Here is a 26,984-nt window from a genome sequence, read left to right as displayed (position 1 = left end):
TTATATATCATCTATATTATTTTGTTTCTTTCGACTTATTTTATTCCATTGATATTTTCTTTTTCTATATCCAATAAATCCAGTTATTCTATACCATGAACATAATTGCCTATATCCAAAGCTTTCAAGAATAGAAAAAATTATTAATTTAATTAAATTTTTTGGCTTTATCGTATATTTAAACATATAATTTTCAAGTATTATTGAAGCTATAGAAATTATTACACTATAGAAAATATATACTAATAAAAAAGTAAATAAAAATTTTATATTTAAAAATCCTGCAAAATAAGAAATAAGTATTAATGCAAGTCCAAATACATCTATTATGCATGAAAACATTTCATATACTACAAAGTATAAGAAAGAAAATATTCCTACTATTCCGTATTTAGGATTTAAAAATATATATCTATGACTACTTAGGCTTGTGATTAATCCTATATGCCATCTTCGTCTTTGATTTTTTAAATCTTTTAGCTTTTCTGGAACTTGAGACCAACATATGGCATTGTGTTCATATTTTATAGAATATGCTAGCTTATTTTTTCTATAAAAAGAATGTAGTTTAACTACTAAATCCATATCTTCTCCAACAGTATTAGTATTATATCCACCTATATTTAAAACTGCTTTTTTTTGAAACAATCCAAAAGCACCGGATATTATAAGGTTCCCATTAAAGCTATTAAACCAAACTCTAGTTGTTAAAAATACTCTATAATATTCTATCATTTGAAAAATTGTAAGTAGCTTCTTTGGAGTCATTATTTTTACAACCTTACCTTTATCTAAAGCTACTTGGTTTGCAACTTTTATATTTCCTCCAACTGCAATAGTTGTTTCATCTTCCATAAATGGTATTACTATATTACTAATAGAATCTCTTTGTAAAATAGAGTCTGCATCTAATGATACGAATAGTGGAAATTTAGATATATTTATTCCCATATTTAGGGCATCTGCTTTACCTCCATTTTCCTTTCTAACTAATGTAATCTTTACATTATCTTTTATTGTCCCTTCATATACATATTCTTCATCTTTGCACTTTACTAGTCTTCTTATAGGTCTAGCTACTTTTCTTAAATTAAAATAGTCTATAGCTATATTAGAAGTATCATCACTAGAACCATCATCTATTACTATAATTTCGTATTCTGGATAATTTAAATATGATAGTGAATTTATACAATCAATTATAGTTTGTTCTTCATTGTAAGCTGGCACTAATATAGATACTGGAATATAGTTATCATCGCTTTTTAAAGACAATTCATTTAAATATTTCCTTTTACGATTCTCTTCATTTAATGCTACAACAGAAAATATAGTAGATATAAAAAATACTATAGCGTATATCAATATATAATACATAAAAAAAAGATTTAAATAATCTATAAATAACCTTAACATTGATATTCAACCTCTAACTTCCCTGATTTTTCTAAATAATCTTCATAAGATAATCTTTCGTCCATAAACATAGCATAAAAAAGTATATCTTTAGCATAGTTATCATCTTCTTCTAGTATATAATCAATTAAACTTTCATCATTAAATTCAAGTATACTTATTGCTGAATTAAGTCTTACATGCCAGTTTTTATCATTTATACTTTTTAAAAGTTCTTCCTTTGTTAAGTTACATTTATAATTACTAAGAGCTTTTGCACATATTGCCCTATACTCCCAGTCATTACTGTTTAAAAGCTGTATTAGCTTATATTTACAAGCTTCTAACTTTATATTTGAAAAATATTTGATTATACTTATATCTACTTCTTTATTTATACTTTTGTTTAAAAATTTGAAAAGTTCTTCTTTTACAAACTCAATTTTATTATTCTTAAAGTGCTCAACAGCCACTACTTGAATGCTTTCGTTAAAATTTTCAAAGTTTTTTATTAAGAATTCATCTAATAATTCTTTATCTGATCCAAATTGACTTATTATGTCTGTAAAAACTTTATTATTTATATAACATTCTTCATTTGATATATAATCAATTGCTCTCTTTAGAGTTTGTATATTTCCTATTTTAGATATGGATTCTAAAGATGCTACTTTTAAATATATGGACTTAGACTTAATACAGTTTAATAAAAATTCACTTATTTCATAGTTACTTATTTTGTATTCCCCTAAAGATACAGCTACATAAGTTTTTATAGTATTATCTTTTAGTTTGACTCTTTTGATATTTTTATTAATTATGTCTTCGAAGTTTTCTATATATAGTTTTGTATAAATTTGATTCTCTTTTAATTTATTAAATTCCTTTATTGTATCATTAAATACCTTAATATATGGCTTTTGCTTTAATTTTTCTCTAACATAAGCTATATCCATTTTGGATATAGCTTCATTAGATTTTATAGTATTTAGATTTTTTAAAATTACTTCTTCAAATTCTGGTTTTATTTTTTTCACCTTTTTATTGAATCTAAAACTTAAAAGATCTTTTGATATTATATAAATAATAGAACAAGCTATTATATATACAAAGAAGCTTAACATAATATATATATCTGCAATATTTCTCATAATATTTCCTTCTTTTACTTTTTACTTAATTCTTCTTTTAATATGTAATAAGATTTTTTTAATCTTTCATGATACTTTGGAACTGACCAACCATTAAGTTTATACGGAGTACTTTTTATTCTTGTTATAACTTTTTCATTTTCCTTTATAGTAACTCCTACATTTATGTCATTTATCTTCATAGGTTTAGTCTTAAAGTTTTCATAAAAATCATCAGCAATTTGTTTTGTTGATGGATCCATAAAATTTAAAAGTGCCCATGGTATACGCACTTCTACATAATCATTTCCCATGTAATAATCTGCTGCTGAGTTAAAATCTTTGCTTTCTGGATTTGAGTTACCTTTTGTTAATTTCCCTGTCTCATAAGTAACTTTTTCCTTAGTTTCTCCTTGAGATTTTATAAACATCTTAGGTCTTGTTTCTATATATATTGGTGAAAAGTAATCCATATCTGGAGTATGTTTTATTAAATCTGGTCTTTTTTCATACAAAGATTTATTTTCATAAAAATCAAAGCCATTGTAATACTCTTGTGCCATTACCAATGAATTTCCTTGATCATTTATTTTTATTATAAAATCTACAGGGTTATCAAACTGTAATCCATACTGAGTACTTTTTTTACTTCCTGACTTAGGAGTTGTGTCTAAATCTATGTATATATCATCTTTTTTCAAACTTGTTTTATCTCTTGATTTTATCATAAAATATAAGTATTTTTCGTCACTTTGCATGGATAAACTATAATCTTTTTCCTTACTTATAACATTCTTTTCACTCCATTCATCTAATTTATCATCAGTATATGGAGTTACTTTTAATCTACCTGGTTCAAACGTCATAAGTCCAAAACTTTGACTATATGTTTGTGCATCACTCCAATAAGCAGATCTATCTAATATTTTATTGTCTTTTGTATTCCAAGATGACGAGTACCAACTATCTTGAAATTCAAAGATAAAGCATCCAGCTAATTGAGATTTTTTTACAGCTTTATATATATCAACTAAAGCCTTACCTTGTTCTTGTTCTGTTATATAGCCTTTATCTATATTCTCATTGAAATCTCCACCAGCTCTACTTGATGGTACTCCAACTTCACCAATTATAACTGGTATTGAATAGTGCTTATTTATATCTTCAAAGTATTTGTCAATGTTTCCATCATATTCTTTTAGTTCTGTATATGATGGATATATATTGTAACTTGCAACTATACCAGTTTTTAAAGCTCTTTTAGATTTTATATCTTCTACATCTATAAAGTTTTTGAATTCTTCATTTGTATCCTTAGAACTCAATATATTTTTTTTATTTGGATTCTCTACACTACTAGCAATATGATGAGCTGATGTTCCTATAAAACTAATAAGGCTTTGTTTTTTATATGTACTAAATTCATAATCAACAGCATAGTCTCCCATTTTTGCTAAATAAGCTTCAAAAGAAGATGAGTTTTTATCAGTATACATGTATTTACCATCATAAGGCTTTTTATTATTCATAATTTCTGTATATATTAAATCATGTTTTGCAAATTGAATTCCTAAACTATATCCTATAACATATTTTGATATATCCGTTTTATATACTTGAAGTATATCTGGTTTTTCCTTGTTGTATGGATTACTGTGAACAGAGTCAATTACTAATTTTATATTATCTTTAAAAGCACTAGATGCTTTACTTCCTTGAGGATCTTTACCATTTTTAAGTAGTCTTTCATCAAAATATATGCCTTGCATTAAATATATAGGATTTTTCTTATCTTTATTAAATGTATCTAAAGCTTTATAAAAATTTGCTCCCATTAAATTTGAAACCTTTATACAGTTTGCTCCCATATCATAAATGTCTTTTATCCATCTTAAGTAGTCTTCTTCACTTACTAAATTCTCACTTGGAAATACTCCCGGTTTAGTTGAATCTAGTCCAACTCCTACTATTTCTAACTTTTCCCACTTATCATTTTTAACAATATAAATATCTTTGCCTTTAGTTTTAGTAAAGTAAGTTCCATCCTTTGGAGCAGATTTACTAGATAGTATATTTCCTATTGTAAATAAAGCTACTACAAATATGACTATACAAATAGCTAAAAACTTTTTCATTATATTTCACTCCTATTAATTTGCCCACTTACTAAGACTATCTATATTTTTATCCATCCAATTACCTCTATTTTTTATAAAGTTTTTCATTAATTCAAGTTCTTCTTTATATGATTTAGCCTTCCCTTCGGTTGGTTTTATTAGATGTTTATTCTTATTTAAAAAGTCCTCATATTTAGACTTATCTATTGAATAATTTCCTGTTACATCATTGTTTTCTTCAAATACCTCAGCTTGATTACAAAGGTCTATAGGCCACTTTTGAAAGTTCCTATAAGCTGCATCTCCTATTTTTTCACTTGCCTTATCTATTTCTTTAGTTAAATATTCATCACTTAAATATGTTTTTCTTAACTCCTTATATCTTTTTACTACTTTATCTGCAAAACTTTTATCTTCCATTAATCTATCAAATATAGGTCTTTGATTCATAAAAAATCCTTCATATTCATAAGGTAGACCAATATCTTCAGTATGATTTCCTAAAGATTGATTAAAATCCCAAACAGGTCCAGCTTTCATTTTACTGTTATAGTCTTTGTAAAAGTAAGTACTATAAATTCCAGCATCTGTATTTTTGAAAAATTCATTTATTATGTAAAAATCAACAAAAGAATCAACATCGATAAACTTGTTATATCCAATTGCTGGGTCATTAAATTTATCAGAGTAAAGCATTCTTTCAAACTCACTTAAATATTTTTGTATGTACTGATACTTTCCAGGAGTTAAATCTTTTTTTGGATATTTAACATTAAACCCATGATTGTATATCGATGTTTCTAGTCCATAGGTTTTAAGTCCTATTTCTCCACTTTTTTGTCTGTCTTTTGCTACTATAAAACTTGTTTCATCCATATTGTCTATGGTTTTTTTTATATCAACTCTATCCTCACCTCTGTTGATTTTTTCAATCATAACATAAACACCTTGATAATCTTTAGGTTTTATTTCTAAACTTTTATCATTAACTATAAATACCTCACAAAATTTAGTTTTTGAAGCATATCCCATAATTTTATTTGAAGTATTTAGTGCTAGGTAATTTCGCATTAAAGATTTATCTGCAAAAGGCGCATTTAAAATCCACTCTGAATCTTTTGGCATGCCTAATATGCTTTCTTCTTTTTCATTTCCTTTTTTGTTTAAAAGTTTTATACTAAATTGTTTTTTAGGGTATTTACTACTACTATTTCCTCTTATTTTAAAACTGGCTCTACTTACAGTTTGAGGTATATCTGTTAATTTATTTATACCAGACTTACTATTATATATTTGAATGTCTCCATTTATAGTATCATCTCTTTTTAAATTTTCTCCATCAGTATTTATAACTACTATTGGAAGATTATAATCTTTATTCATTTCATCTGATTTATAAAGCTTTGTAATCTTTTTTATTCTTTCACTTTTTAATGTTTCTTTTGCTTCCTTTTTTATGTTACTTAAATTTGCTACTAATATTAAGGCTAAAACTAAAAACCCAAAGGCAACTATACTTTTGAATATATCTTTTTTCATGGTTCATCCCCTAACCTATGGTTTCTCCATTTTGAGCAACTATGTTTACTGTATTTACACCTTCAATTTTATATAAATCATCTAATATGTTCTTATCTTGATTATTCTTAATTTTAATTTGATAAATTATTTCTATGTTATCTTTAACTGAGTTTTTAGCTCTTAGCTGACTTCCTTTAAAAGAGTTAAAGACACATCTCATTATCTCTTCTTCTTTTTCTCTAAGACCTCTTATTATAAGTATATATCTATCTTCTTTTCCAAAACCACTAAAGCTAAATAAAGATAAAACTGTAAATAAAAATAGTGAACCAATAATTGCTATCATGTAATTAGAACTTCCTACGCTAAGGCCTATAGCTATACACCAAAATATATAACCAGTATCTCTTGGATCTTTTATTGCTGTTCTAAAACGAACTATAGATAGTGCCCCTACCATACCTAAAGATAGAGCTATATCACTACCAATTACAATCATAACCATAGTTGTAACTAAAGTTATCATAACTAAAGATACATTAAACTTTCTATTATACATAACCCCACTAAAAGTTATTTTATACGTCCAAAATACTACCATAGACAGTATAAGAGCTATAAACATTGTTTCTAGTGCATCAAAAGTTGTTATTGTTCCACTTTGTGATGTTAAATATTTATATAATGTTTCTTTCATTTTATTACTTCTCCCTTTATAATAAATAATTTTCAAAAAGTCTTCTTGAACTACAATACTTACTTAAAGACCTATTAGTTGTATCTAAGTCTGCTAAAGCTTGGGATATCCAACAAAATAACTCCCCATCAAATTTTACTTCTAAAACTGCATTATAATAATCTACAATAGGAGTCATGGATACATCTTCACTAAACATATTAAAGTCAAACTCATTAGATCTTATATCACTATCTAGAGTAACTCTGATATTGTTTTCTGTGTGTATGTATGCAATTCTATTATAGTCAACTAAAACTGCCGGCCTGTATTGTCCCATTGTCATAATATTATAAGCGCTATTTGCTATATCATTATTGTATTTAAGAAGTACACTGTAATCCATATTTATAAGTTTTATTGCGTCTTCTCTTGTTATTGTTACAGTTTCTTTTCTTTGGCTTATATTTATTTTCCGCTTGATTTCAAGCTTTACCTTATCGGTTTTTGTGTCATAAATTCTTAGTCTTATTTTTTTTCTTACTTCCTCGCCATTAATTTTTGCATAATAATCATCATCATTTAAACTGTCAAAATACAGACTTCTTATCCTATACCCATATTCTTTATTATTTGGGTCTGGATTTAAAACTCGTTTAAATAAATCATTTACTTTGTAATAATCCATTTCCCCTATAGGGTATTTCAATTCCCTTCTATTTACTATCACTTACTAATTTCACCTCCACTAACATTTTTATTTTATCACATTTTCAACTTTTTTATTTTTTGTCTAAATAATAAAAAAGATATATTTTGCTAAATCAAAAATATATCTTTTCCTCTTAATTATATAAACTTTTCTATGCAACTTTGTAAACTATTTATTATATCTGTTGCATTTACAGTATATAGTTTATCTGATAATTCATCACCTATAAATCCATGTATATAAGCTGCACAAATAGCAGAATCTATAGTTTTCATGCCTTGACCAATAAATGAAGTTATAATTCCTGTAAGAGTATCTCCCATACCTCCATTTGCCATTTTATGGTTGCCTGTTGGATTTATGTACGTTAAAACTCCATTTGTTATAACTGTTTCATAACCTTTTAAAAGAACTATTATATTATGTTTTTTTGCAAATTCTTTAGCTACATCTATTCTATTTTTTCTTATATATTCTACATCTAATCCTGTTAGTCTAGACATTTCTCCTAAATGTGGCGTTATTATTATATCTTTTTTCAGTTTGAATACTTCTTCATATCTATTTTCAAGAACATTAATTCCATCTGCATCTATTACTATGGGGCATTTAGATTTTTTGATTATATATTTTAATTTTTCAAATGTACTTTCATTATTTCCCATACCACAACCAAATCCGATTGCATTACAAGAGTTTAATAATTTTTCTAATCTTTCATCTTCAAAACTACAAGTCATAGCTTCTGTTAGCCTAATACTTGCTTTTTCTAAAACCTCTTTATCACTTACTAATGTTACTAAGCCACTTCCGCTTTTTACTGCTGCTTGTGTAGCTATATAACTTGCACCGTAAAATCCATCACTTCCAGCTATTATTAAAACTTTTCCATAATCACTTTTAAAACTATATGTATCTTTTTTAAGCATACTATTTTTAATATATTCATTATTTGTTATATACTCTTTTGTATCAAATTTATTTAAAACATCTTTTGGTATCCCTATATTTTCAACTACTACTTCTCCTAAGTATTTTTTTACTTCATAGTTAAAAAATCCTCTTTTATAAAATTCAAAGCATATAGTTTTATTTGCTTTTACACAAATACCTAAAACTTCTCCATTATCACAATTAATACCTGACGGTACATCTATTGAATATATGTTTTTATATTCATTTATAATATTTATACACTCTTTAAAAACTCCAATTACTTCTCTTTTTAAGCCTGTTCCAAAAATTGCATCAACTAGTAAGTCACTTTTGTTTATACCCATTTTAAGTTTATTCAAATCTTTGGTATCATTCATATCTTCAATAGTATTAATATCAATTTGCATATTTTTTAAAATTTGATAATTTATCTTTGAGCATTCACTTAATTTTTCTATTTTCCCTACTAAAAATACTTCGACATTTTTACCTTGTGCTATAAGATGTCTTGCTATAGCAAGTCCATCTCCTCCATTATTACCTACTCCACATACTATCGTATAATTTTTAAACTCTTTTTTATTTATATGTTTGTATGCTTTTAATGCAGCATTTTCCATCATTACTATAAGCGGTATTTTTAAAGTTTCACTACAATAGTTATCAACATATTTAGTTGTACTTGAAACCCCTATTCTCATTTGTATCTCCTCCTTTTTATTGTCAAAAAAATATCTATATTAAAATCAATATCATTTTTCACTTTGACTTTAATATAGATATTTGATTTTATTTCTTTAAGTACTGTTCTATTTTATAAGGAACAAATGGTTTTTTATTAAATAAAATAGCATTTGTTGGACATCTATGTATACATTTTTCACAGCCTATACACTTATTATAAAACTCTATATTTTTATTTTCTATATATATATTTTTAGTAGGACACTCATGTTCACAAATTTTACAATCTATACATTTATTTTTATCTAAAGAAAAATTTCTCTTTGCATATTTTTTAGCATAAACTAGAAAAACATCATAAACCATTTTTGTTGCAAAAGTTGACTTTTTATAGTTAATATCACTTCTATTTTCATTTAAAAAATCTTTTACAATTTTATCTACCTTACTTGGAGCTAGTGATAATACTCTTTCAATTTCTTCATCACTATCTCTTTTAAAGAACTTGTGATAATAATTATTAGGCATTTGGATAGAAGTATTTATAACTACATCTAAACCTTTTTTATTTAAAATCTTGGCTAAATATATTCTACTTTCACTATGTCTATCACCTGCTAAAGTATGATAAATTATACATTTTTTATTTTCATTTTCTATGTTTTTGTTTATCCAATCAACTAATATCTTTGGTATCATTTCTGCATGAATTGGTCCTCCAAAAACATAAAAATCATAGGTTTTATTTAACTTATCTTCCTTTTGTATGTCTATAAGATCTGTATTTATATTTTCAAGTTTAAACTTTTCCTTAAAAAGCTTTGCAATATATTTTGTATTTCCTGTTCCAGAAAAAAATATAATAGCTCCATTTAACATATTTTAATTTCCCCTTTTTGTTTATTTAAATTTTATTAATAAAATTATATCACTTAAGTCTAAAATATATTATTTTTTTGTTTCTATGTTAAAAATAGTGCTTATGAAAATTTTCATAAGCACTATTTTTAACTATATTTCTAAAGATAATTTAGTTAGTTTTATTAAACAAGTATAATACTTGATTATATTTATCAAATTGTTCATTATATACTTTATAAACATTGGTGTTGAGGTTAGTATAAGTGTTGTCATTATACTTATTATAAACTCATACATAATTGACCTCCAAAAAAATTTATTTATACATTATATGAACTTTTATAATTTTTATTATACTAAATAGATCTAAAAGTAAATTTTTGCCATGGTTTTATAAAATCAAGTATAAAAATTTCATCTTCTCTTATATGACCTACAACATTTGCTTTCCCATTATTTTTTATATCGCAAAGTGCTACCTGTAATTCTCCTACATAATTTTTACCTTTATCGCTTTCAATTAAAACGTCACCTCTTTTTATAACTTGAGGAGTATTAAATATCTCAAATTCATAATCTTTATATTTAGATCTTGATTGAGTAGATCTTATCATATTGCTAGATACATCTCCTCTATTAAAGTGAAGTTCTTTTAATACAATATCTTTTTCTATATAAGGTAAGTTTTCTATTAACTCAATATCAAAAGTAACTACATCTTTTCTCATAGAACCTACTTTTTCTAATTCTTCATCAGTTGGATAACAATTAGAAATTATTATATCATCTATATTACCTAATGCTATTAAATGCTTTACTTGTACATCTAAAGGTAAGCTTCTATGTACTTCAAGCGTTGGTAATCCTTCTGTAACAGGCCATGGTCCAAATGTATTTTCATTTTGACTTGTAACAAATGATGCTGTTTTTAATCCATATTTTTTAAATTTATCACTACATTTAATAAAATGTTCTAATGTTAATCCACTATTTTTATTTGGATAAAAATTATGACATCCTATTATATTTTCTTTTTTAGGCTGATAATCCATTATAGTATCTATATATTTAGTATAGTCACTCATATTTATTTCAATTTTTAAATTATGTGGGTTAAAAGTCATTAATGATTCTTCAAGTCCTGTAAATCCCATATCCAACCTTATCCCGTAACTACCAGATTCTTTGAAAAATGTTAAATCATCATAACTTATCCCAAGTTCATCAAATACTTTTGGATTAACATCTAATATTATTTCAAATCCCTTAGAATGAGCATATTCATTTATAGCTTTAAATTTATTTAAAATATTTTCTCTGTCATCATCTACTGATAGTAGACATGAAAATATACGGCTAAAGCCATTTTTCTCAGCTCTATCAATATAATCTTTTAGTTCTTCTTCATTAGATTTATCTACGTATATTGATATTCCTAATCTTCCCACAATTAATCACTCCTTTTTCTAAAATGCTTAATTATTTATATACCCATATTGTTAAAAACAATAAAATTGTATACATAATACTTTTTTAATAAAAAAAGTAATGCTAAATAACTTAGCATTACTCCATTTTTTATATTTTATCTTCTATTTTTAATAAATTTACTTGAATTTCCTCAACTCTTCTGTTTTTAACCTTAATTGCCGTAAACTTGACTTTTTCAAGTTCTACTATTTCATTTTCCTCAGGGATTTTACCAAGGGACTCAGTTAAGTATCCATTTAAAGTATCGTAATCCCCTTCTTCTATATCTAGGTCAAATCTATCATTAAAGTCATTTACACTTAAATACCCTTTTACCATAAAGGTATCTTCACTTATCTGACTTATATCCTCACCTTTATCGTACTCATCTTCTATGTCACCCATTATTTCTTCTATTAAATCTTCCATAGTGACTATTCCTGAAAAGCCTCCATATTCATCAAATAATACAGCTAGATGTACTTTAGTTTCTTTTAAAAGTTTAAATAATTCATTTACTGGCTTTACCTCTGGAACAAAGCAAGGTTTATGAAGTATTTTTTCTATTTTTATATTGTCAAAACCTACTTTACTAGCTTCTGCTAATAAGTCTTTTGTATAAAGTATTCCTATTATATTGTCTGTATTTTCTTTATAAACTGGTACTCTTGAAAAATTATACTCTAAGATTTCAGATAAAATAGACTTAAAATCATCATCAATATTTATTAAGAAAGTATCACTTCTTGAAGTCATAATTTCTTTTGATAGCCTATCGTTAAACTCAAATACTTTATATAGCATATCTTTCTCATCATCTTCTATCAATCCATCTTCTGTTGATCTATATATTAAAGCTTTTATTTCTTCTTCTGATATAGTTTCTTCTACATCAATAGAATTATTTCCTGTTAGCTTTAATATAATTCCTGTTGAAAATGAAAGTATCTTTATAAATGGTTTTGCTATTTTAGATAAAAGATATATTGGTTTTACTGAAAATAATGCTATACTTTCTGATTTTTTAAGTGCTATTCTCTTTGGTACTAACTCACCAAATACTAAAGTAAAATAAGAAAGTATTAAAGTTATACCTATCATTGATATTTCATTACTATATAAGATATTTAAAGGCTTTAATATATCTGATACATAAGTCGATAACCCAGTAGCAGCAGATGCACTCGAGAAAAACCCAGCTAATGTTATACCTATTTGTATAGTTGATAAAAAGTTACTTGGCTCTTTAATAAGCTTTTCTAGTAATTTTGCCTTTTCATTACCTTCTTCACTTAAAGCCTGCACTTTCGATTTATTGACCGAAACTATGGCCATTTCTGCTGATGCAAAAAATGCATTTATAGCTGTTAATATAGCTATTAAAATTAACTGGGTGAGTATCCCTCCGGGGTCTGAATCTAAATTATTCATATTTTCCTCCTAAAACTTAATTTTTATATAATTATATTCAAAGAGTGCAGACTTTGTCTACACCCTTATTTAAATATCTTTAATTATTTTTTCTTTATAACTTTGCTAACTTCCATTAATAAAGTAGAAGTTATTGCTAGACCTAATGATATAGCTAAGTTTGTAAAATTAAAGCTACTTGGCATTGTAAATACATCTCTCATAAATGGTAGTAATGTTAATGAGAACATTCCTAAACATACTACTACTGCACCTAATACGTATTTGTTGCTCTTAAATCCTAATTCAAATACTGTTTCTGAATTTGATCTTGCTGCAAATGTCTGAAGTATTCTAGATAATGTAAGTGTTGCAAATGCCATTGAAACTCCAAGTTCTACTGAATGTTTCATACCGATAAGTTGAGCAGCTATTGTAACTATACCTATTATAAATCCTCTAATTGTAACAAATCTTATAGCATCTTTTGAGAATATACTTTCAGCTTTGTCTCTTGGAGGATTTTTCATAACACCTTTTTCTGGTTTTTCAAGACCAAGTGCTATTGCTGGTAGCGAATCTGTTACTAAGTTTATAAATAATAATTGTATTGTTGTAAATGGATTTGGAAGTCCTGCAAATACTGCAAATAGTATAGCAATTATTCCGCCTAAGTTTCCTGAGAATAAATACATTATTGATTTTTTAATATTTGTATAAACTGTTCTACCTACTTCTACTGCTTTAACTATTGTTGCAAAGTTATCATCTACTAATACCATATCTGATGCATCTTTTGCAACTTCTGTTCCACTTCCCATACCTATACCAATATCTGCTTGTTTTAGAGCTGGTGCATCATTAACTCCATCACCTGTCATTGCACAAACTTTACCTTTATTTTGCCATGCTTTTACTATTCTTATTTTATTTTCTGGTGAAACTCTTGCATATACTGATATATGTTCTAAGTTTTTATCTAATTCTTCTTCACTTAAAGCATCTAATTCATTACCAGTAAGTGCCATATCACCTTCTTCAAATATTCCTATATCCATTGCAATTGCTTTTGCTGTTGTTTTATGGTCTCCTGTTATCATAACAGTTTTTATACCAGATTTTCTTGCATTTTCTACTGCTTCATATACCTCATCTCTTGGAGGGTCTATCATTGCAGTAAGTCCTATTAATGTTAAATTATCTTCATCTTCAATTGAAGGTACAAAACTTTCATCACTTACTTTTTTAGTTGCAAATGCCAAAACTCTTAAAGCTTTGTTTGAAAATTCTTCGTTCATTTTTTTGTATTCATTTATTATTTCATCAGTTGCTTTAACTACTTCATCACCAACTAATACATATTTACATCTACTAAAGATTACATCTGGTGCTCCTTTAGTAAACATTACTACTTCATTTTCTATTTTGTTAACAGTTGACATTAACTTTCTGTCACTATCAAATGGTAATTCGCTTACTCTTTTATTTATTTCTCTTATTTCTTTGTAATCAAATCCTTTTTTGTTAGCATAATGCATAAGTGCTACTTCTGTAGGATCTCCTATTTCTACACCTTCGTTAGTTAAATCTGAGTCATTACAAAGTGAAGACCCAAGTATTAAATAACTTTCTTGAAGAGATACTGCTTCTGATGCTGCAACTTCTTCATATTCATTATCTACTAAAGCTTTTTTCGGATTATATATATAAGTATCTACAACTGTCATCTTGTTTTGAGTTAATGTTCCAGTTTTATCTGTACATATAACACTTGTTGAACCTAATGTTTCAACTGCTGGTAATTTTCTTATTATAGCTTGTTTTTTAGCCATAGAGTTTGTCCCAACTGCTAAAACTATTGTAACTATAGAAGATAGTGCTTCTGGTATAGCTGCAACTGCTATTGCTATTGCAAACATAAATGAATTTACTAAGTCTCCACCTCTCATAACCTCTATACCAAAGATTAGTGCTGCAAGTAGTACTATCCATATACCTAATTTTTTACTAAATTCATCTAGTTTAACTTGAAGTGGCGTTTGTTTATTTTCTGCATTTTCTAGTAAATCTGCTATTTTACCCATTTCGCTGTCCATAGCAGTCTTTGTTACTACATATACTGCTCTACCATAAACTACCATAGATCCACTAAATACTAAGTTCTTTTGATCTCCTAATGCTACATCTTCATTTATTATTTCTTCATGTTTTAAAACAGGTTCTGCTTCTCCTGTAAGCATTCCTTCTACTACTTTAAGATTTTGTGATTCTATAACTCTACCGTCAGCTGGTACATAATCTCCAGCTTCTAAAATTACTATATCCCCTGGCACAATATCCCTTGAAGGAAGTGTAATCTTTATTCCATCTCTTATAACTTTTGCATTTGGTACTGATAGCTTTTTAAGGCTTGCAAGTGAACCTTCTGCTTTTTTAGTTTGAACTACTGATAATACAGAGTTTAGTGCTATAACTGCAAATATTATTAAACTTTCTGTTCCTTCTCCTAAAAATACTTGAACTAAGGCTGCTATTAACAAGATGATTACTAATGGGTCTTTAAAAGTCTCTAAGAATAATTTCCAAGTTGGAGTTTTAGCCTTTTCCTTTAATTCATTGTATCCATGTTTTTCTAGTAAGTCTTTTGCTTGATCTGATGTTAAACCATCTAAACTGGTGTTTAAGTGATTTAATGTTTCATCGATACTTTTTTTATAAAACATACTTAACCTCCGAAAAATTTATTTAAATAATAAAGACCTCCAAGCAAACTTTAAAAGTAAAATTTGCTTGAAGGTCTCGCTAACAAGGTTTTATCTTGCTAATCAACCGGGATATGAAATATCCGAAATTGACGATTGATTATCGTTTTAACGAAAGCTACTCCCCTTCAAGGAGTACTTAATTTATTTATACTTTATATTATATATGTTTGTTACATTTTTGCAACACTTTTCAAAAGCTTTTAACATAGTTTTAACACTTGAACTTCTCTCCCTTTAAAGTAATATATTTTTTTTAAATACACATAATAATAAAAAATCTTAAGGTAGGTATTGTTATGAAAACTAAATCTTTAAACTTATTTAAATGGATAGTTTATCTTATATATATTTTTTCTTTTATTTATTTTTTATCTATAAATGAAAAAGGTAAAGCTTTTATATGCTTTATTTCTTTTTTAATAGCTTTTATTTTAAGCAAGTTTTACTTTAGAAATTTTAAGGTTGTAGATAAACCTCTTTATATAGTTGGTAATCTATTTATTATATTGTCTTTTTTGCTAGGCTCTAGTTATAGAATGTATGATGTTTTTAAACCCTATGATAGTTTTTTACACTTTTTATCAGGGTTTATAACGGTTAAGATTTGTCTAAACATACTTAGATATATATTTGTATCCCCACCAAGAAACTTACTGGATAAAATACTATTTTTCTTAGTTGTTTTTTTCTTTAGCTTGGGAGTTTCAGGTGTCTGTGAAATAGTTGAGTACTTACTTGATACTTACTTAAATATGAAAACTCAAGGTGGAGGGCTAACTGACACTATGAAAGACATGATATATGCATCAGGTGGAGCAATACTTATGATTGTTTATTATCTTAAAAAATATAGTATAAAATAAAAAAGATACTACTTAAGGTAATTATTCTTTTCTAAATCCTTAAGTAGTATCTTTTTATTATTTATATTTAAAACTTTAACTATTCATTTATTGGCTTTTTAAGAACTGCTAAAAGTATCATTCCTACAACAGAACCTATAACTATAGCTCCTAAGTATGCTAGAGGATGACCAACAACTGGTACAACAAATATTCCTCCGTGTGGTGCTCTTAAAGTTACATTAAACATCATACTAAGTGCTCCTGCTATAGAAGAACCTACAACACAAGCTGGTATAACTTTTAGAGGATCTGCTGCTGCAAATGGTATAGCACCTTCAGTTATAAATGATAACCCCATTACATAGTTAACTTTACCTGATTCTTGTTCTTCTTTTGTAAATCTATTTTTAAAGAAAGTTGTAGCAAGTGCTATAGCTAAAGGAGGTACCATACCACCTGCCATAACTGCTGCCATTATCTCATATTGTCCTGATTGAAGTGATGCAACTCCAAATACATAAGCTGCCTTGTTTATAGGTCCACCCATATCTATTGCCATCATACCACCTAGTACTAATCCAAGTATTAACTTAGAACTTGTTCCTAGTCCATTTAAGAAATTAGTTATTCCTAAGTTAAGTGCTGCAACTGGAGGTATTACTATAAATGTCATTATTATACCCATTAAAAGTGTCCCAAATAAAGGATATAGTAAAACAGGTTTTATACCATCTAATGAATCTGGTAAAACACTAAATACTTTTTTAAGTCCTACTACTAAATATCCTGCTAAGAAACCTGCAAGTAATGCTCCTAAAAATCCTGAACCACCTGCATTTGCCATAGCCCCACCTACAAAACCTACAACTAAAGCAGGTCTATCAGCTATACTATATGCAATATATCCTGCAAGTACTGGTAGCATAAATCCAAAAGCAACATCTCCTATAGATTTAAAGAAAGCAGCTATTGGTGTATTTGAACCAAAGTTTGCTGGGTTTATAGAATAGTTATCTAGTAAAAATGCTAGTGCTATTAATATACCTCCACTTACAACAAATGGTAACATATTTGATACACCATTCATTAAGTGTTTATATACTTTTCTAAATGCTGTTTCATTTTCAACTTCTTCTGAAGCTTCTGCGTTTCCTTCATGGTTATATATTGGAGCATCTCCATTTTGTGCTTTAGTTATCAACTCTTCTGCTTTGTGAATTCCATTTGCTACCTTAGTTATTATGACTTTCTTTCCATTAAATCTAGCCATATCAACTTTTTTATCAGCAGCAACTATTATAGCCGTTGCATTTTCTATTTCTTCTTTAGTTAAAACATTTTTAGCACCTGATGAACCATTTGTTTCTACCTTTATGTTAACACCCATTTTATCCGCTTGTTTGTTTAAACTTTCTGCCGCCATAAAAGTATGTGCTATTCCCGTTGGGCAAGCTGTAACTGCTAATACTGTTGGATATTTTGAAGAAGAACTTTTTGAAATATCTACAACCTCTTCCTTTTCTTCTTCTGGGAATTTCTCTTTTTCTTTATAGTCTATTAAGTTTAAAAACTCATCTACATTTTGAGCATTCATTAATTTTTCTCTAAACTCTTCGTCCATAAGTATTGTAGATAACCTTGATAATACTTCAAGGTGAGTATTATTAGCCCCTTCTGGTGCTGCTATCATAAAGAATAAGTGTGAAAGACTACCATCAAAAGATTCATAATCAACACCTTTTTTAGAGACTGCTGCAGCTAAACATGCATTTTTAACTGCTTTAGTTTTAGCATGAGGTATTGCTATTCCTTCTCCTATACCTGTCGTACTTTGATTTTCACGAGCTATTATAGCTTCTTTGTATTCTTTTTTATCATTTAAGTTTCCACTATTGTTTACTAGTTCTACTAACTTATCTATAGCATCACTTTTATCTTTTGCTTTTAAGTCAAGGCTTATGGATTTTTTATCTATTAAGTCTACTATTTTCATATATTTTATCTCCCTTCTATTTTTATTTCATCTATTAAATCGTATATATATTCTTTTGTTGCTAAATCATTTGAAAATGCTGTTGCTCCTCCACTGGCTGCTCCTAGTCTTAAAGCTTCTTCATAAGAGTTTGATTTTAAGTATCCTGCTATAAAACCTGCTACCATAGAGTCTCCTGCACCTACTGAATTTTTAACTTTTCCATTTGCTACATTACTTATTAAAACTTTTTCGTCTTCTGTTATTAGTAATGCCCCATCTTTTCCTCTAGATACTAATACATTTTTAGCACCCATTTCTTTTAATTTTTTAGCATAGGTTATTATCTCATCAGTAGTTTTAAGCTTAACATTAAACAATTCTTCTAATTCATGATTGTTTGGTTTTATTAAAAATGGTTTGTGCTTTAACACATTCATTAGTAAATCTTTTGTTGCATCTACTACTATTTTTACATTTTTTCCTTCTAGCCTTTTCATTATATTTTCATAAAGAGAAGAATCTAGGGTTTTTGGTATGCTACCTGCTAATACCAAAATATCATTTTCCTCTAACTTATCAAGCTTTTCATATAACTTATTTAAAGCTAATTTATCTATATTTGGACCTTGTCCATTTATCTCTGTTTCTTCACTACTTTTTACTTTTACATTTATTCTGGTAAATCCATTTTCTAGATTTATAAAATCTTCTTCTAATCCTTTATTTATTAAAGTATCTTTTATATATGCTCCAGTAAATCCACTTACAAAACCTAGTGCTCTACTTTTATATCCTAATTGTTTTAATACTAGTGATACGTTTATACCCTTACCACCTGGGTATACGTATTCCTCGTCAGTTCTATTAACTTCTCCAGTTTTTAGATTATTAAGTTTTATTACATAATCTATTGATGGATTAAGTGTTACTGTGTAAATCATGTTATCACCTCGTTAGTGTTATCTTATACATTTATAATACCTTTGAATACATTTTCCTAAAAGACAAAAAATTTCTCTTAGTTAAAAGAGAAATTTGTCGTTTTATGTTTTTAGTTTTTAAACATAGCTATAAATTTATCGTATTTTTTAGACTCACAAATGCTTATAACTTTTGCTATTGAATCTATTCGCTTATATATATTAGAAAATAAGTCTTCATAGTTTAGTATACTTTCCTTTTGCAGACAAAGCATAACAACTAACCTTACCTGTCCAATTTCCCAAGGTATAGGATTTTTAAGTATTCCAATTGCAACAGCATTTTTAAAAACCTTACCTTTAGCACCATGAGGAATTGCTACCATGTTTCCAATTTCAGTTGTGGCTATTTTTTCTCTGTCTATATAAGAGTTTTTCATTTCCTCATCTATATAATTCTTTTGAAGTAAAATGTTTGACATATAATTTATAACATCAAATTTGTTATCAAAATCTAAATCTGTAAAAAACAATTCTTTATTAAAGATTTCAGATAAATTTATATTATAATATATTTTTCCTGTATCTAAAAACTTCTCTATAATCTTTATTTCCTTATCATCTAAAAATGGTGATACATTTATTACAGGTATATCTTTAATATTAACAGGTACTGTAGCTATTATAAAATCTACATCTAAAACCTTTACATAGTCTATTAAATAAGATGGTATAACTTTTAATATTTCAATTTTTTTATCAAACTTAGCTTCTAATTTTGCTTTTATAAGCATTGAAGTTCCTACTCCAGATGCACATACTATTATAGCTTTTAAGCTTTTTTCGTTTATGTTTTCACGAGACCGTTGAAGAGCTCCACCTATGTGTATAGCAATATTTGCAGTTTCATTTTCGTCAATTTCAAGGTCTAAATCTTTTTCTAAAGTAGTTTTTGCAATAGTTGCTAACTCAAAAGCAAATGGATATTTTAGTTTTATTTCATTTGCAACTATACTTTGATTGTTTACCCCAAAGTCTTTTTTTATGCAAAAGCTTTTTATATGTCTATATAAATATTCTTTAAAAACTCTATCATTACTTAAATCTATAGATGTTGCAAGTTTTAAATTTTTAGTGAATTTTTCTATTGAGTTAAGTATTTTTTCTTTATTTTCTTTGTTATTTTCTTTTATAAATTTGTTTTGATAGTTTGTTATATAATCTTTTGTATAACTTTTATAATCTTTATTTTCTTCTATAGATAAAGATATTAATATGTAATTGAATATATTATTAAATTCATAATCTGTAAGTATGATATTTTCTTCTTGAAGATTATTTAAAATTTCTAGTCTTATATTTCCTATGTTTAATTTTACATAATCAGAAAAAAAGCCTTCTAGACTTAAATCCTTATATTTAATATTTGATTCTAATATACATCTTTTTAAATCCTCAATATCTCCATCTAAGCTAATTCCTAATTTATGTTTTGATATTATTTTCAAATTATAATCTTTTAATATATCTTTAACTTCTTTTAAGTCATTTTTTATTGTTGATAAACTAACATACATATCATCAGCTAAATTTTCTAGTTTTAGAGTTTTATTTTTATACAAAGTTAAAATTTGTTTTAATATATAACTTACCCTATCCACATCATTGTAATTTGTATTGTTTTCTAGCTTATCAACTGATTTAATGTCTCCAACTAATTTATATCCCATTCCTCTTATTGAGTCTATTTTTACTTTTTCTAAAGTAGAGTTTATGTTTTTAACTTCTACCTGTATAGTTTTTGTAGAACAACCTATATCAGTAGCTAGTGCTTTGCTGTTTATAGGTTCGGTACTATTTTTTAGTATTTCAATTATTTTTAACTGTCTTTTATTTAAAATATACTCCAATATTATCAACCCTTATCATAATTGTTTTAGTCAACTTTATTTTACTACATTATTTATTTTTTTTCAAAAAAACTTATATAAGTTTATATTTATTTAATTGTTATAAATTTTAAGTTTAAAAATTTCAATTTTAATGGTATACTACTTTAAATATTAATTTAGGAATAACTTTAAGGAGGATACATGAAAAAGTTTTTAGATGAAGTCTCGAAATCTATACGATATATTGTTCCAATTATAATTTTTTTCATAGGAGTAATTATCTATAAAAATTTCAATCAAATATTAAGTTTTATCACAACTAACATTCAGACAATATCTGGGGTGTTAACACCTTTTGTTATAGGTTTTTTTATTGCTTATATATTAAATAAGCCTATGAATCTTTTACAAAAAAAGTTCAAATTAAATAGAGGTATTAGTGTTGCCATAATTTATGGTGTTCTTTTAATAAGTTTAGTATTTGTTTGGATATATATAGTTCCAATAATACAGACAAATATAACTGATTTGTATTCACTTATGCCACATAGTATAAAAGATGTTGAAAGTGTAATTACTTCTGCACTTGCTAATTTTAATATAAGTGTAAAAAATCCAGAATCTGCACTTCAAGTTAAGGATTTTATAACAAACACTTTAATTCCATCAATTACATCTATTGCAGGTGTACTTAGCCAAACTTTATTAGAGTTAATAGGTTTAATAGTTACTTATACAGTTAACATATTCTTAGGTATAGTTATTTCAATATACTTATTATTATCTAAGGAAAGAAATATAGAAATAGTTAATGATTTATGTGAATGTTTATTTGGTAAGTTTTACTTAAAGGCTAAAGAATTTGGTAAAATTCTTGATAAAAATATAGGTTCTTATATAATTGCAAAGTTTTTAGATTCTTTAATTTATGGTACTGCTTGTACTATAATTTTATTCTTATTAAACTCTCATTATCCATTATTTGTTGGGATAATAGTTGGTATAACAAATATGATTCCATTCTTTGGTCCAATCATAGGAACTATAGTTGCAACATTTATAAACCTATTCTTCTCTTTTGATAAGGCTTTAATAGTTTTAGTTGTTATGATTATAGTTCAGCAATTAGAAAGTGCAATACTTGAACCTCACTTTGTTGGAAAACAAGTTGGAGTTCCTCCTATACTAACTATACTTGCAGTTACTTTAGCTGGTAAGTATACAGGTTTTCTAGGAATGATGTTATCAGTTCCAGTTACTGGAGTAATTATTATATATATTAATAGATTTATTGAAAAGAAAAAATCAAAGATTATACAATCTGAGGAATATATAAATTAAAAAAGAGCCTTTATATAAGGCTCTTTTTTAATTTAATCCCTTTATAAGCAATTTGTATGCTCTAGATTTTATATTTTCAATTGTTTTTTTATCTTCATTTTTAATACATATTGTATGACCAAATCCCGTTACCACACTTTCAAATACCATAATTTGATAATCTTTATCTTCTTGTTCTTTTATGATATTTTCCAAAACTCCAATTGATAATAAATCATTTATAGATTTTTTTAATAATTCATATCTTTTATTAATATAATCTTTGTTATTTTCTAATATTCCCTTAAATTCATTGTGACTTAAATTAGAAAATAATATATTACTAAAAGAACTATAATCAGTTGTACTTTTTTCAATTATATCTAATATAATATAAACTTTCTCTTTGAAGTTGTTTCCTTTATTTATTTTTTTTATGTTTTCATAAAGTTCTATATCCATATTATAAAGAAAAGCTCTTTCTAAAATTTCTTCTTTAGATTTAAAGTAATCGTAAATAGTTCCTTTTCCAATTCCAGCCTTTTTCGCAATATCAGCAACTTTTACTGTGTGAAGTTTTACTCCTTCATTTAAAAGTTCATTTACTGCATTAAAAATTAATATTTCTTTTTCAGAGTGAGTGTTGTTTTCCACTACATCTCCTCCTCATCAATTATGTTTTGTTTTAATTCTTTTCTATTAAGTATATCATACATAATAGGAACTATAAATAAGGTTAAAACTGTTGCATAACTAAGTCCACCTATTGTAACTATTGCCATTGGCTGAATCATCTCTGCTCCTGTACCTATGCCCATTGCTAGTGTTAAAAGTCCAAGTATTGTTGTAAGTGCTGTCATAAGAATTGGTCTTATTCTAGTTTTTCCAGCTAATACTAATGCACTTTTTTTGTCTAAACCACTAAGTCTTAGTTGGTTAACATAGTCAATAAATACTATACCGTTGTTAACTACTATACCTGCAAGCATTAAAAATCCTAGCATTGATATCATACTTAGTTCAAATCCTGTTACTAAAAGACCTAAGAATCCTCCTGTAAATGCAAGTGGTATTGTAAATAATACTATAAATGGTGATAATAATGACTGGAACTGTGCAACCATTATTAAGTAAATAAATAATATTGCCAGAGAAATCATTTTTATTAAATCACCAAAAGCACTATTCATAGACTCAAGCTCTCCACCCATATCTATAGTGTAACCATCAGGTAGTTTATAATCTTTTAATTTATCTTCAACATCTTTACTTACAAGGCCTATGTTGTGTTCACTATCTATTGATGCTGTTACTGATATATTTCTTACTTGTCTTTCATGATTTATAGAATTTAAGCTTTCTACTTCTTCAATAGTTGCTATGTTTTCTAATTTAACTTCAACTTCTTCGTTATCTTTAGTTCCTTTTATTTTGTAATTGCTTAAACTTTCTCTACTTAACGAATTATTTTCATCATCTACAACAATTACTGGATATTCATTTGAACCAACATTTAATGTAGTTGCTGTATTTTCACTTTTTAATGCTTTCGATACTTCTTGATAAACTTGTGCTACTGTTAAAGAGTACTTCATAGCTTTTTCTTTATCTACTATAATTTTTGTTTCTTTATTTCCATCTCCTAGACCATTATCTACTTCAGTTACACCTTCTGTTTTTTCTAGTATTTTAGATACGTCTTTTGCTATATCTTTTAATTTATCTAGGTCGTTTCCTTTTACTATTAAATTTATTCCCGATCCACCTAATGCTGACATATCCATATTTGATGAATTAACTTTTATATCAGCTTTTAAGTCTTTTGTTTTTTTAGTTATTATATTTGCAACTTCTTTACTTGATAGTTTTTTATCTTCTTTTAACAATACATAAAAAGATACGCTATTTCCACCCTGACCAAACATAGAACTTGTTCCATCACTTTGAAGTGCTCCTACTGTATCTACATCTTCAATTTCTGTTATTCTATCTATTATTGTTTCACTCATGTCTCTTGCATCTTGTTTTTTAGCTTCTTTTGGCATCTCAAGGGTTACTGATAACTGTGTACTATCAGTTTCAGGCATTAGTATAGTTCCTTTAGATACTACTAAAAATCCACTTCCCACTAGTAAAACTAATGATCCTATTAATACTATAAATTTGTGCTTAAGACTTACTTTAAGTAATTTTTCATATAAGTTAACAAATTTATCAAATAGTCTATGTTCTTTTTTAGTATTTACATTAAGCATCTTTGATGACATTGCTGGAACTAATGTAAGAGCTACTATTAAACTTGCTAGTAATGAATAAGCAATTGTAAGTCCCATATCCTCAAATAATTGACGAGAAAGTCCATGTGTAAATACTATTGGTAAAAATACACATACTGTTGTAAGTGTAGATGCAAATATTGCTCCTGCAACTTGGTTTGAACCTATTACTGATGCTTTTTTAGCACTCATTCCATCATTTCTTAGCCTGTATATATTTTCAATAACAACTATACTGTTATCAACTAACATACCAACACCTAGTGCTAGTCCTGATAGAGATATTATGTTCATAGTTACATTACTAAAATACATCATGGTAATTGCAAATAAAACACTTATTGGTATACTAAATGCTATTACTATAGTTGGTTTAATACTTTTTAAGAATACAAATAGTATTATTATTGAAAGTATTCCACCTAATATTAGGTTACTTAAAACTGATTTTATAACTATATCAATATAAACTCCCTGATCTTGTAGAGCTGTTATATGAATATCTTTATTTTCACTTGTAAGTTTATTCATTGTTTCATTTATTCTCTTTGAAACCTCTGATGTTGATGATGTACTTTGCTTTTGGAAAGTTAATAGTATTGCATCATTTCCATTTATTTTTGCATACATTTTATCTGCATTATTTGTAAGCTCAACATTTGCCACATCTTCAACAGTTATTTCTCCTACTCCATCAATATTTAGTAGTTCTAAATTATTTAAATCCTCTAAGCTTGAAACCTTATCACCTATTTTAACTATGTAATCTTCTTCTCCTTCTTTTATATACCCTGCTGGCATTGCAAAGTTTTGAGCAGATAAAATATTACTTAGATTTTCTTTAGTTATGTTTTTTCCAAGGTCTGCATTTTTATAAGCTTCTTTTTTGGCTTTTTCTAGTTCCTTAGATGACTTTTCAATTTCAGCTTCACTGCTTGAAAGTGTTTGTGATGCTTTTTCTAGTTCTGAATTTAGAGTCTGTTTTCCAGCTTCTAATTGTTTTTCTTTATCATTTAGTTCTTTTAATTGACTGTTTAAAGATGATTCCTGATTAGTTATTTCATTAAGCTTTTCATCAAAAGTTTTAATTCCAGTTTCAATTAAAGCTAAAGCTTCTTTTTGTTCATCACTTACTGGAATATTGTTTTCTTCTTGATTTTTAATCATTTGTTCTAGTTCATTTTTTTTATTTAATAATTCACTCTTTTGATTTTCTAATTCTTTTTTCCCACTAGATAATTGGTCGATTGCACCTTGAAGTTGTGATTTTCCTGTCTTTATAGCACTACTACCTTCATTAAGTTCTTTGCTTTTATCTTCACTTTGATTTTTAAGTTCTGCTTTTCCCTTTGCTATTTCGTTTTTTGCTTTGTTTAATTCATCTTGTGATGATTTCATTTTTGAATCAATAGAACTTTTTAACTTATTATTAAGTTTTTCAATTTTACTATCATCTAAAGTTACTTTTACACTTTCTTCTATTACTCCCATTGCATCAACTGAAGCTACTCCATCTATTCTTTCAAAGCTTGGAATAATATCTTTTTTTACTATGTTAGATGCTTCTTTTATGTTTTTGTTGTTTATATCAACACTTGCTACCATTATAGGCATCATATCTGGATTCATTTTCATAAGTGTTGGTGCACCTACTTCATCATCTAATTGACCTTTTACTAAATCTACCTTTCCACTTAAGTCAATCATTGCACTATCCATGTTCATGTCTTGGCTAAATTCAAGCATAATCATACTTGAGTTTTCACTTGATACACTGTTGATATCTTCAATACCACTAGTTGTTGCTAAAACCTTTTCCAAAGGCTTAGTAACTGATTCTTCTACTTTTTCTGGACTTGCTCCTGGATAAGTTGTCATTACTATAACGTAAGGCAAGTCTATCTTTGGAAGTAAGTCTGTTGTCATTTCTGTAAAGGATACTCCCCCTAAAATAATTACTAGTATAACCGATACAAAAACTGTAAATGGCCTTTTTACACTAAATTTTGAAAACATATGTAATTCTCCCTAATATTTTTTCTGACCGACCAGTCGGTCGGTAATTTAAAGTGTATCATT

19 protein-coding genes are annotated in these 26,984 nt (G+C 27.0%); 2 read left to right on the top strand and 17 right to left on the bottom strand.

Annotated elements, in window-relative coordinates; all coding sequences use genetic code 11:
• The 12 genes from ATCC9714_RS05560 to ATCC9714_RS05505 all read right to left on the bottom strand — a co-directional run bounded on the left by ATCC9714_RS05560 (nucleotide 1) and on the right by ATCC9714_RS05505 (nucleotide 15,635).
• Nucleotides 1–1,416: a glycosyltransferase family 2 protein gene (locus tag ATCC9714_RS05560; protein ID WP_055338972.1), complete on the bottom strand. Its 1,416-nt coding sequence runs from the start codon at nucleotides 1,414–1,416 to the stop codon at nucleotides 1–3.
• Nucleotides 1,410–2,546: a HEAT repeat domain-containing protein gene (locus ATCC9714_RS05555; protein ID WP_057544697.1), complete on the bottom strand. Its 1,137-nt coding sequence runs from the start codon at nucleotides 2,544–2,546 to the stop codon at nucleotides 1,410–1,412. The genes ATCC9714_RS05560 and ATCC9714_RS05555 overlap by 7 nt, the downstream gene beginning before the upstream one ends.
• 14 nt (nucleotides 2,547–2,560) lie before the next feature.
• Nucleotides 2,561–4,660, bottom strand: a complete 2,100-nt coding sequence (locus ATCC9714_RS05550; protein ID WP_057544696.1) for a hypothetical protein — start codon at nucleotides 4,658–4,660, stop codon at nucleotides 2,561–2,563.
• A gap of 15 nt (nucleotides 4,661–4,675) precedes the next feature.
• Entirely contained in the window at nucleotides 4,676–6,181 is a 1,506-nt protein-coding gene (locus tag ATCC9714_RS05545) for a CotH kinase family protein (protein ID WP_057544695.1), read from the bottom strand.
• A gap of 10 nt (nucleotides 6,182–6,191) precedes the next feature.
• Entirely contained in the window at nucleotides 6,192–6,860 is a 669-nt protein-coding gene (locus tag ATCC9714_RS05540; protein ID WP_057545355.1) for a DUF4956 domain-containing protein, read from the bottom strand.
• Between the two features lie 16 nt (nucleotides 6,861–6,876).
• Nucleotides 6,877–7,569: a polyphosphate polymerase domain-containing protein gene (locus tag ATCC9714_RS05535; protein ID WP_054629250.1), complete on the bottom strand. Its 693-nt coding sequence runs from the start codon at nucleotides 7,567–7,569 to the stop codon at nucleotides 6,877–6,879.
• 119 nt (nucleotides 7,570–7,688) lie between these two features.
• Nucleotides 7,689–9,188 (bottom strand): bifunctional ADP-dependent NAD(P)H-hydrate dehydratase/NAD(P)H-hydrate epimerase, encoded by a 1,500-nt coding sequence (locus ATCC9714_RS05530; RefSeq protein ID WP_057574288.1) that lies wholly within the window; start codon nucleotides 9,186–9,188, stop codon nucleotides 7,689–7,691.
• A gap of 88 nt (nucleotides 9,189–9,276) precedes the next feature.
• Nucleotides 9,277–10,050 carry an EFR1 family ferrodoxin gene (locus ATCC9714_RS05525; RefSeq protein WP_021128447.1) on the bottom strand — a complete coding sequence of 258 codons (774 nt, stop codon included), beginning with the start codon at nucleotides 10,048–10,050 and terminating at the stop codon, nucleotides 9,277–9,279.
• 132 nt (nucleotides 10,051–10,182) lie between these two features.
• Nucleotides 10,183–10,329, bottom strand: coding sequence for a hypothetical protein (locus tag ATCC9714_RS05520; protein ID WP_021123764.1), 147 nt, complete (start codon nucleotides 10,327–10,329; stop codon nucleotides 10,183–10,185).
• 59 nt (nucleotides 10,330–10,388) lie between these two features.
• On the bottom strand, nucleotides 10,389–11,480 hold the full coding sequence (locus ATCC9714_RS05515; RefSeq protein WP_021128448.1) for a DUF871 domain-containing protein: 1,092 nt from the start codon (nucleotides 11,478–11,480) through the stop codon (nucleotides 10,389–10,391).
• Between the two features lie 130 nt (nucleotides 11,481–11,610).
• Nucleotides 11,611–12,933, bottom strand: a complete 1,323-nt coding sequence (locus tag ATCC9714_RS05510) for a hemolysin family protein (RefSeq protein WP_057574289.1) — start codon at nucleotides 12,931–12,933, stop codon at nucleotides 11,611–11,613.
• An 83-nt stretch (nucleotides 12,934–13,016) separates the two neighbouring features.
• On the bottom strand, nucleotides 13,017–15,635 hold the full coding sequence (locus ATCC9714_RS05505) for a cation-translocating P-type ATPase (protein ID WP_057574290.1): 2,619 nt from the start codon (nucleotides 15,633–15,635) through the stop codon (nucleotides 13,017–13,019).
• A gap of 338 nt (nucleotides 15,636–15,973) precedes the next feature.
• Here ATCC9714_RS05505 and ATCC9714_RS05500 point away from each other — a divergent pair, with 338 nt between their 5' ends.
• Nucleotides 15,974–16,540 carry a hypothetical protein gene (locus ATCC9714_RS05500; RefSeq protein WP_021128451.1) on the top strand — a complete coding sequence of 189 codons (567 nt, stop codon included), beginning with the start codon at nucleotides 15,974–15,976 and terminating at the stop codon, nucleotides 16,538–16,540.
• A gap of 79 nt (nucleotides 16,541–16,619) precedes the next feature.
• Here ATCC9714_RS05500 and ATCC9714_RS05495 read toward each other — a convergent pair whose 3' ends face one another.
• The 3 genes from ATCC9714_RS05495 to ATCC9714_RS05485 form a co-directional block, all read right to left on the bottom strand.
• Nucleotides 16,620–18,515, bottom strand: coding sequence for a PTS fructose transporter subunit IIABC (locus ATCC9714_RS05495; protein ID WP_057574291.1), 1,896 nt, complete (start codon nucleotides 18,513–18,515; stop codon nucleotides 16,620–16,622).
• Between the two features lie 5 nt (nucleotides 18,516–18,520).
• A complete protein-coding gene (gene pfkB / locus ATCC9714_RS05490) occupies nucleotides 18,521–19,438 on the bottom strand; it encodes a 1-phosphofructokinase (protein ID WP_057544689.1) in 918 nt (305 codons plus the stop codon).
• Nucleotides 19,439–19,548: 110 nt separating this feature from the next.
• Nucleotides 19,549–21,327, bottom strand: coding sequence for a BglG family transcription antiterminator (locus tag ATCC9714_RS05485; RefSeq protein WP_057544688.1), 1,779 nt, complete (start codon nucleotides 21,325–21,327; stop codon nucleotides 19,549–19,551).
• Between the two features lie 183 nt (nucleotides 21,328–21,510).
• Between ATCC9714_RS05485 and ATCC9714_RS05480 the strand changes: the two genes are divergently transcribed.
• Complete coding sequence (locus tag ATCC9714_RS05480; protein WP_021128455.1) at nucleotides 21,511–22,650, top strand: AI-2E family transporter; 1,140 nt, start codon at nucleotides 21,511–21,513, stop codon at nucleotides 22,648–22,650.
• A 27-nt stretch (nucleotides 22,651–22,677) separates the two neighbouring features.
• Here ATCC9714_RS05480 and ATCC9714_RS05475 read toward each other — a convergent pair whose 3' ends face one another.
• Together ATCC9714_RS05475 and ATCC9714_RS05470 are read right to left on the bottom strand one after the other, a co-directional pair.
• Entirely contained in the window at nucleotides 22,678–23,283 is a 606-nt protein-coding gene (locus tag ATCC9714_RS05475; RefSeq protein WP_057574292.1) for a TetR/AcrR family transcriptional regulator, read from the bottom strand.
• Complete coding sequence (locus ATCC9714_RS05470) at nucleotides 23,283–26,921, bottom strand: efflux RND transporter permease subunit (RefSeq protein ID WP_057574293.1); 3,639 nt, start codon at nucleotides 26,919–26,921, stop codon at nucleotides 23,283–23,285. The genes ATCC9714_RS05475 and ATCC9714_RS05470 overlap by 1 nt, the downstream gene beginning before the upstream one ends.
• Nucleotides 26,922–26,984: the final 63 nt, after the last annotated feature.

It is taken from the genome of Paraclostridium sordellii (assembly GCF_000953675.1).
Taxonomy (GTDB): domain Bacteria; phylum Bacillota; class Clostridia; order Peptostreptococcales; family Peptostreptococcaceae; genus Paraclostridium; species Paraclostridium sordellii.
Note: the sequence above shows the minus strand (reverse complement) of the source record. Positions and strands in the feature narration are given on the sequence as shown.

What these genes read in the sequence shown, in the direction of transcription:
- ATCC9714_RS05560 (WP_055338972.1), bottom strand. Translation starts at nt 1,416, where the DNA reads ATGTTAAGGTTATTTATAGATTATTTAAATCTTTTTTTTATGTATTAT.
- ATCC9714_RS05480 (WP_021128455.1), top strand. Translation starts at nt 21,511, where the DNA reads ATGAAAAAGTTTTTAGATGAAGTCTCGAAATCTATACGATATATTGTT.
- ATCC9714_RS05510 (WP_057574289.1), bottom strand. Translation starts at nt 12,933, where the DNA reads ATGAATAATTTAGATTCAGACCCCGGAGGGATACTCACCCAGTTAATT.
- ATCC9714_RS05525 (WP_021128447.1), bottom strand. Translation starts at nt 10,050, where the DNA reads ATGTTAAATGGAGCTATTATATTTTTTTCTGGAACAGGAAATACAAAA.
- ATCC9714_RS05530 (WP_057574288.1), bottom strand. Translation starts at nt 9,188, where the DNA reads ATGAGAATAGGGGTTTCAAGTACAACTAAATATGTTGATAACTATTGT.
- ATCC9714_RS05470 (WP_057574293.1), bottom strand. Translation starts at nt 26,921, where the DNA reads ATGTTTTCAAAATTTAGTGTAAAAAGGCCATTTACAGTTTTTGTATCG.
- ATCC9714_RS05520 (WP_021123764.1), bottom strand. Translation starts at nt 10,329, where the DNA reads ATGTATGAGTTTATAATAAGTATAATGACAACACTTATACTAACCTCA.
- ATCC9714_RS05495 (WP_057574291.1), bottom strand. Translation starts at nt 18,515, where the DNA reads ATGAAAATAGTAGACTTAATAGATAAAAAATCCATAAGCCTTGACTTA.
- ATCC9714_RS05540 (WP_057545355.1), bottom strand. Translation starts at nt 6,860, where the DNA reads ATGAAAGAAACATTATATAAATATTTAACATCACAAAGTGGAACAATA.
- ATCC9714_RS05500 (WP_021128451.1), top strand. Translation starts at nt 15,974, where the DNA reads ATGAAAACTAAATCTTTAAACTTATTTAAATGGATAGTTTATCTTATA.
- ATCC9714_RS05505 (WP_057574290.1), bottom strand. Translation starts at nt 15,635, where the DNA reads ATGTTTTATAAAAAAAGTATCGATGAAACATTAAATCACTTAAACACC.
- ATCC9714_RS05550 (WP_057544696.1), bottom strand. Translation starts at nt 4,660, where the DNA reads ATGAAAAAGTTTTTAGCTATTTGTATAGTCATATTTGTAGTAGCTTTA.
- ATCC9714_RS05545 (WP_057544695.1), bottom strand. Translation starts at nt 6,181, where the DNA reads ATGAAAAAAGATATATTCAAAAGTATAGTTGCCTTTGGGTTTTTAGTT.
- ATCC9714_RS05555 (WP_057544697.1), bottom strand. Translation starts at nt 2,546, where the DNA reads ATGAGAAATATTGCAGATATATATATTATGTTAAGCTTCTTTGTATAT.
- pfkB (WP_057544689.1), bottom strand. Translation starts at nt 19,438, where the DNA reads ATGATTTACACAGTAACACTTAATCCATCAATAGATTATGTAATAAAA.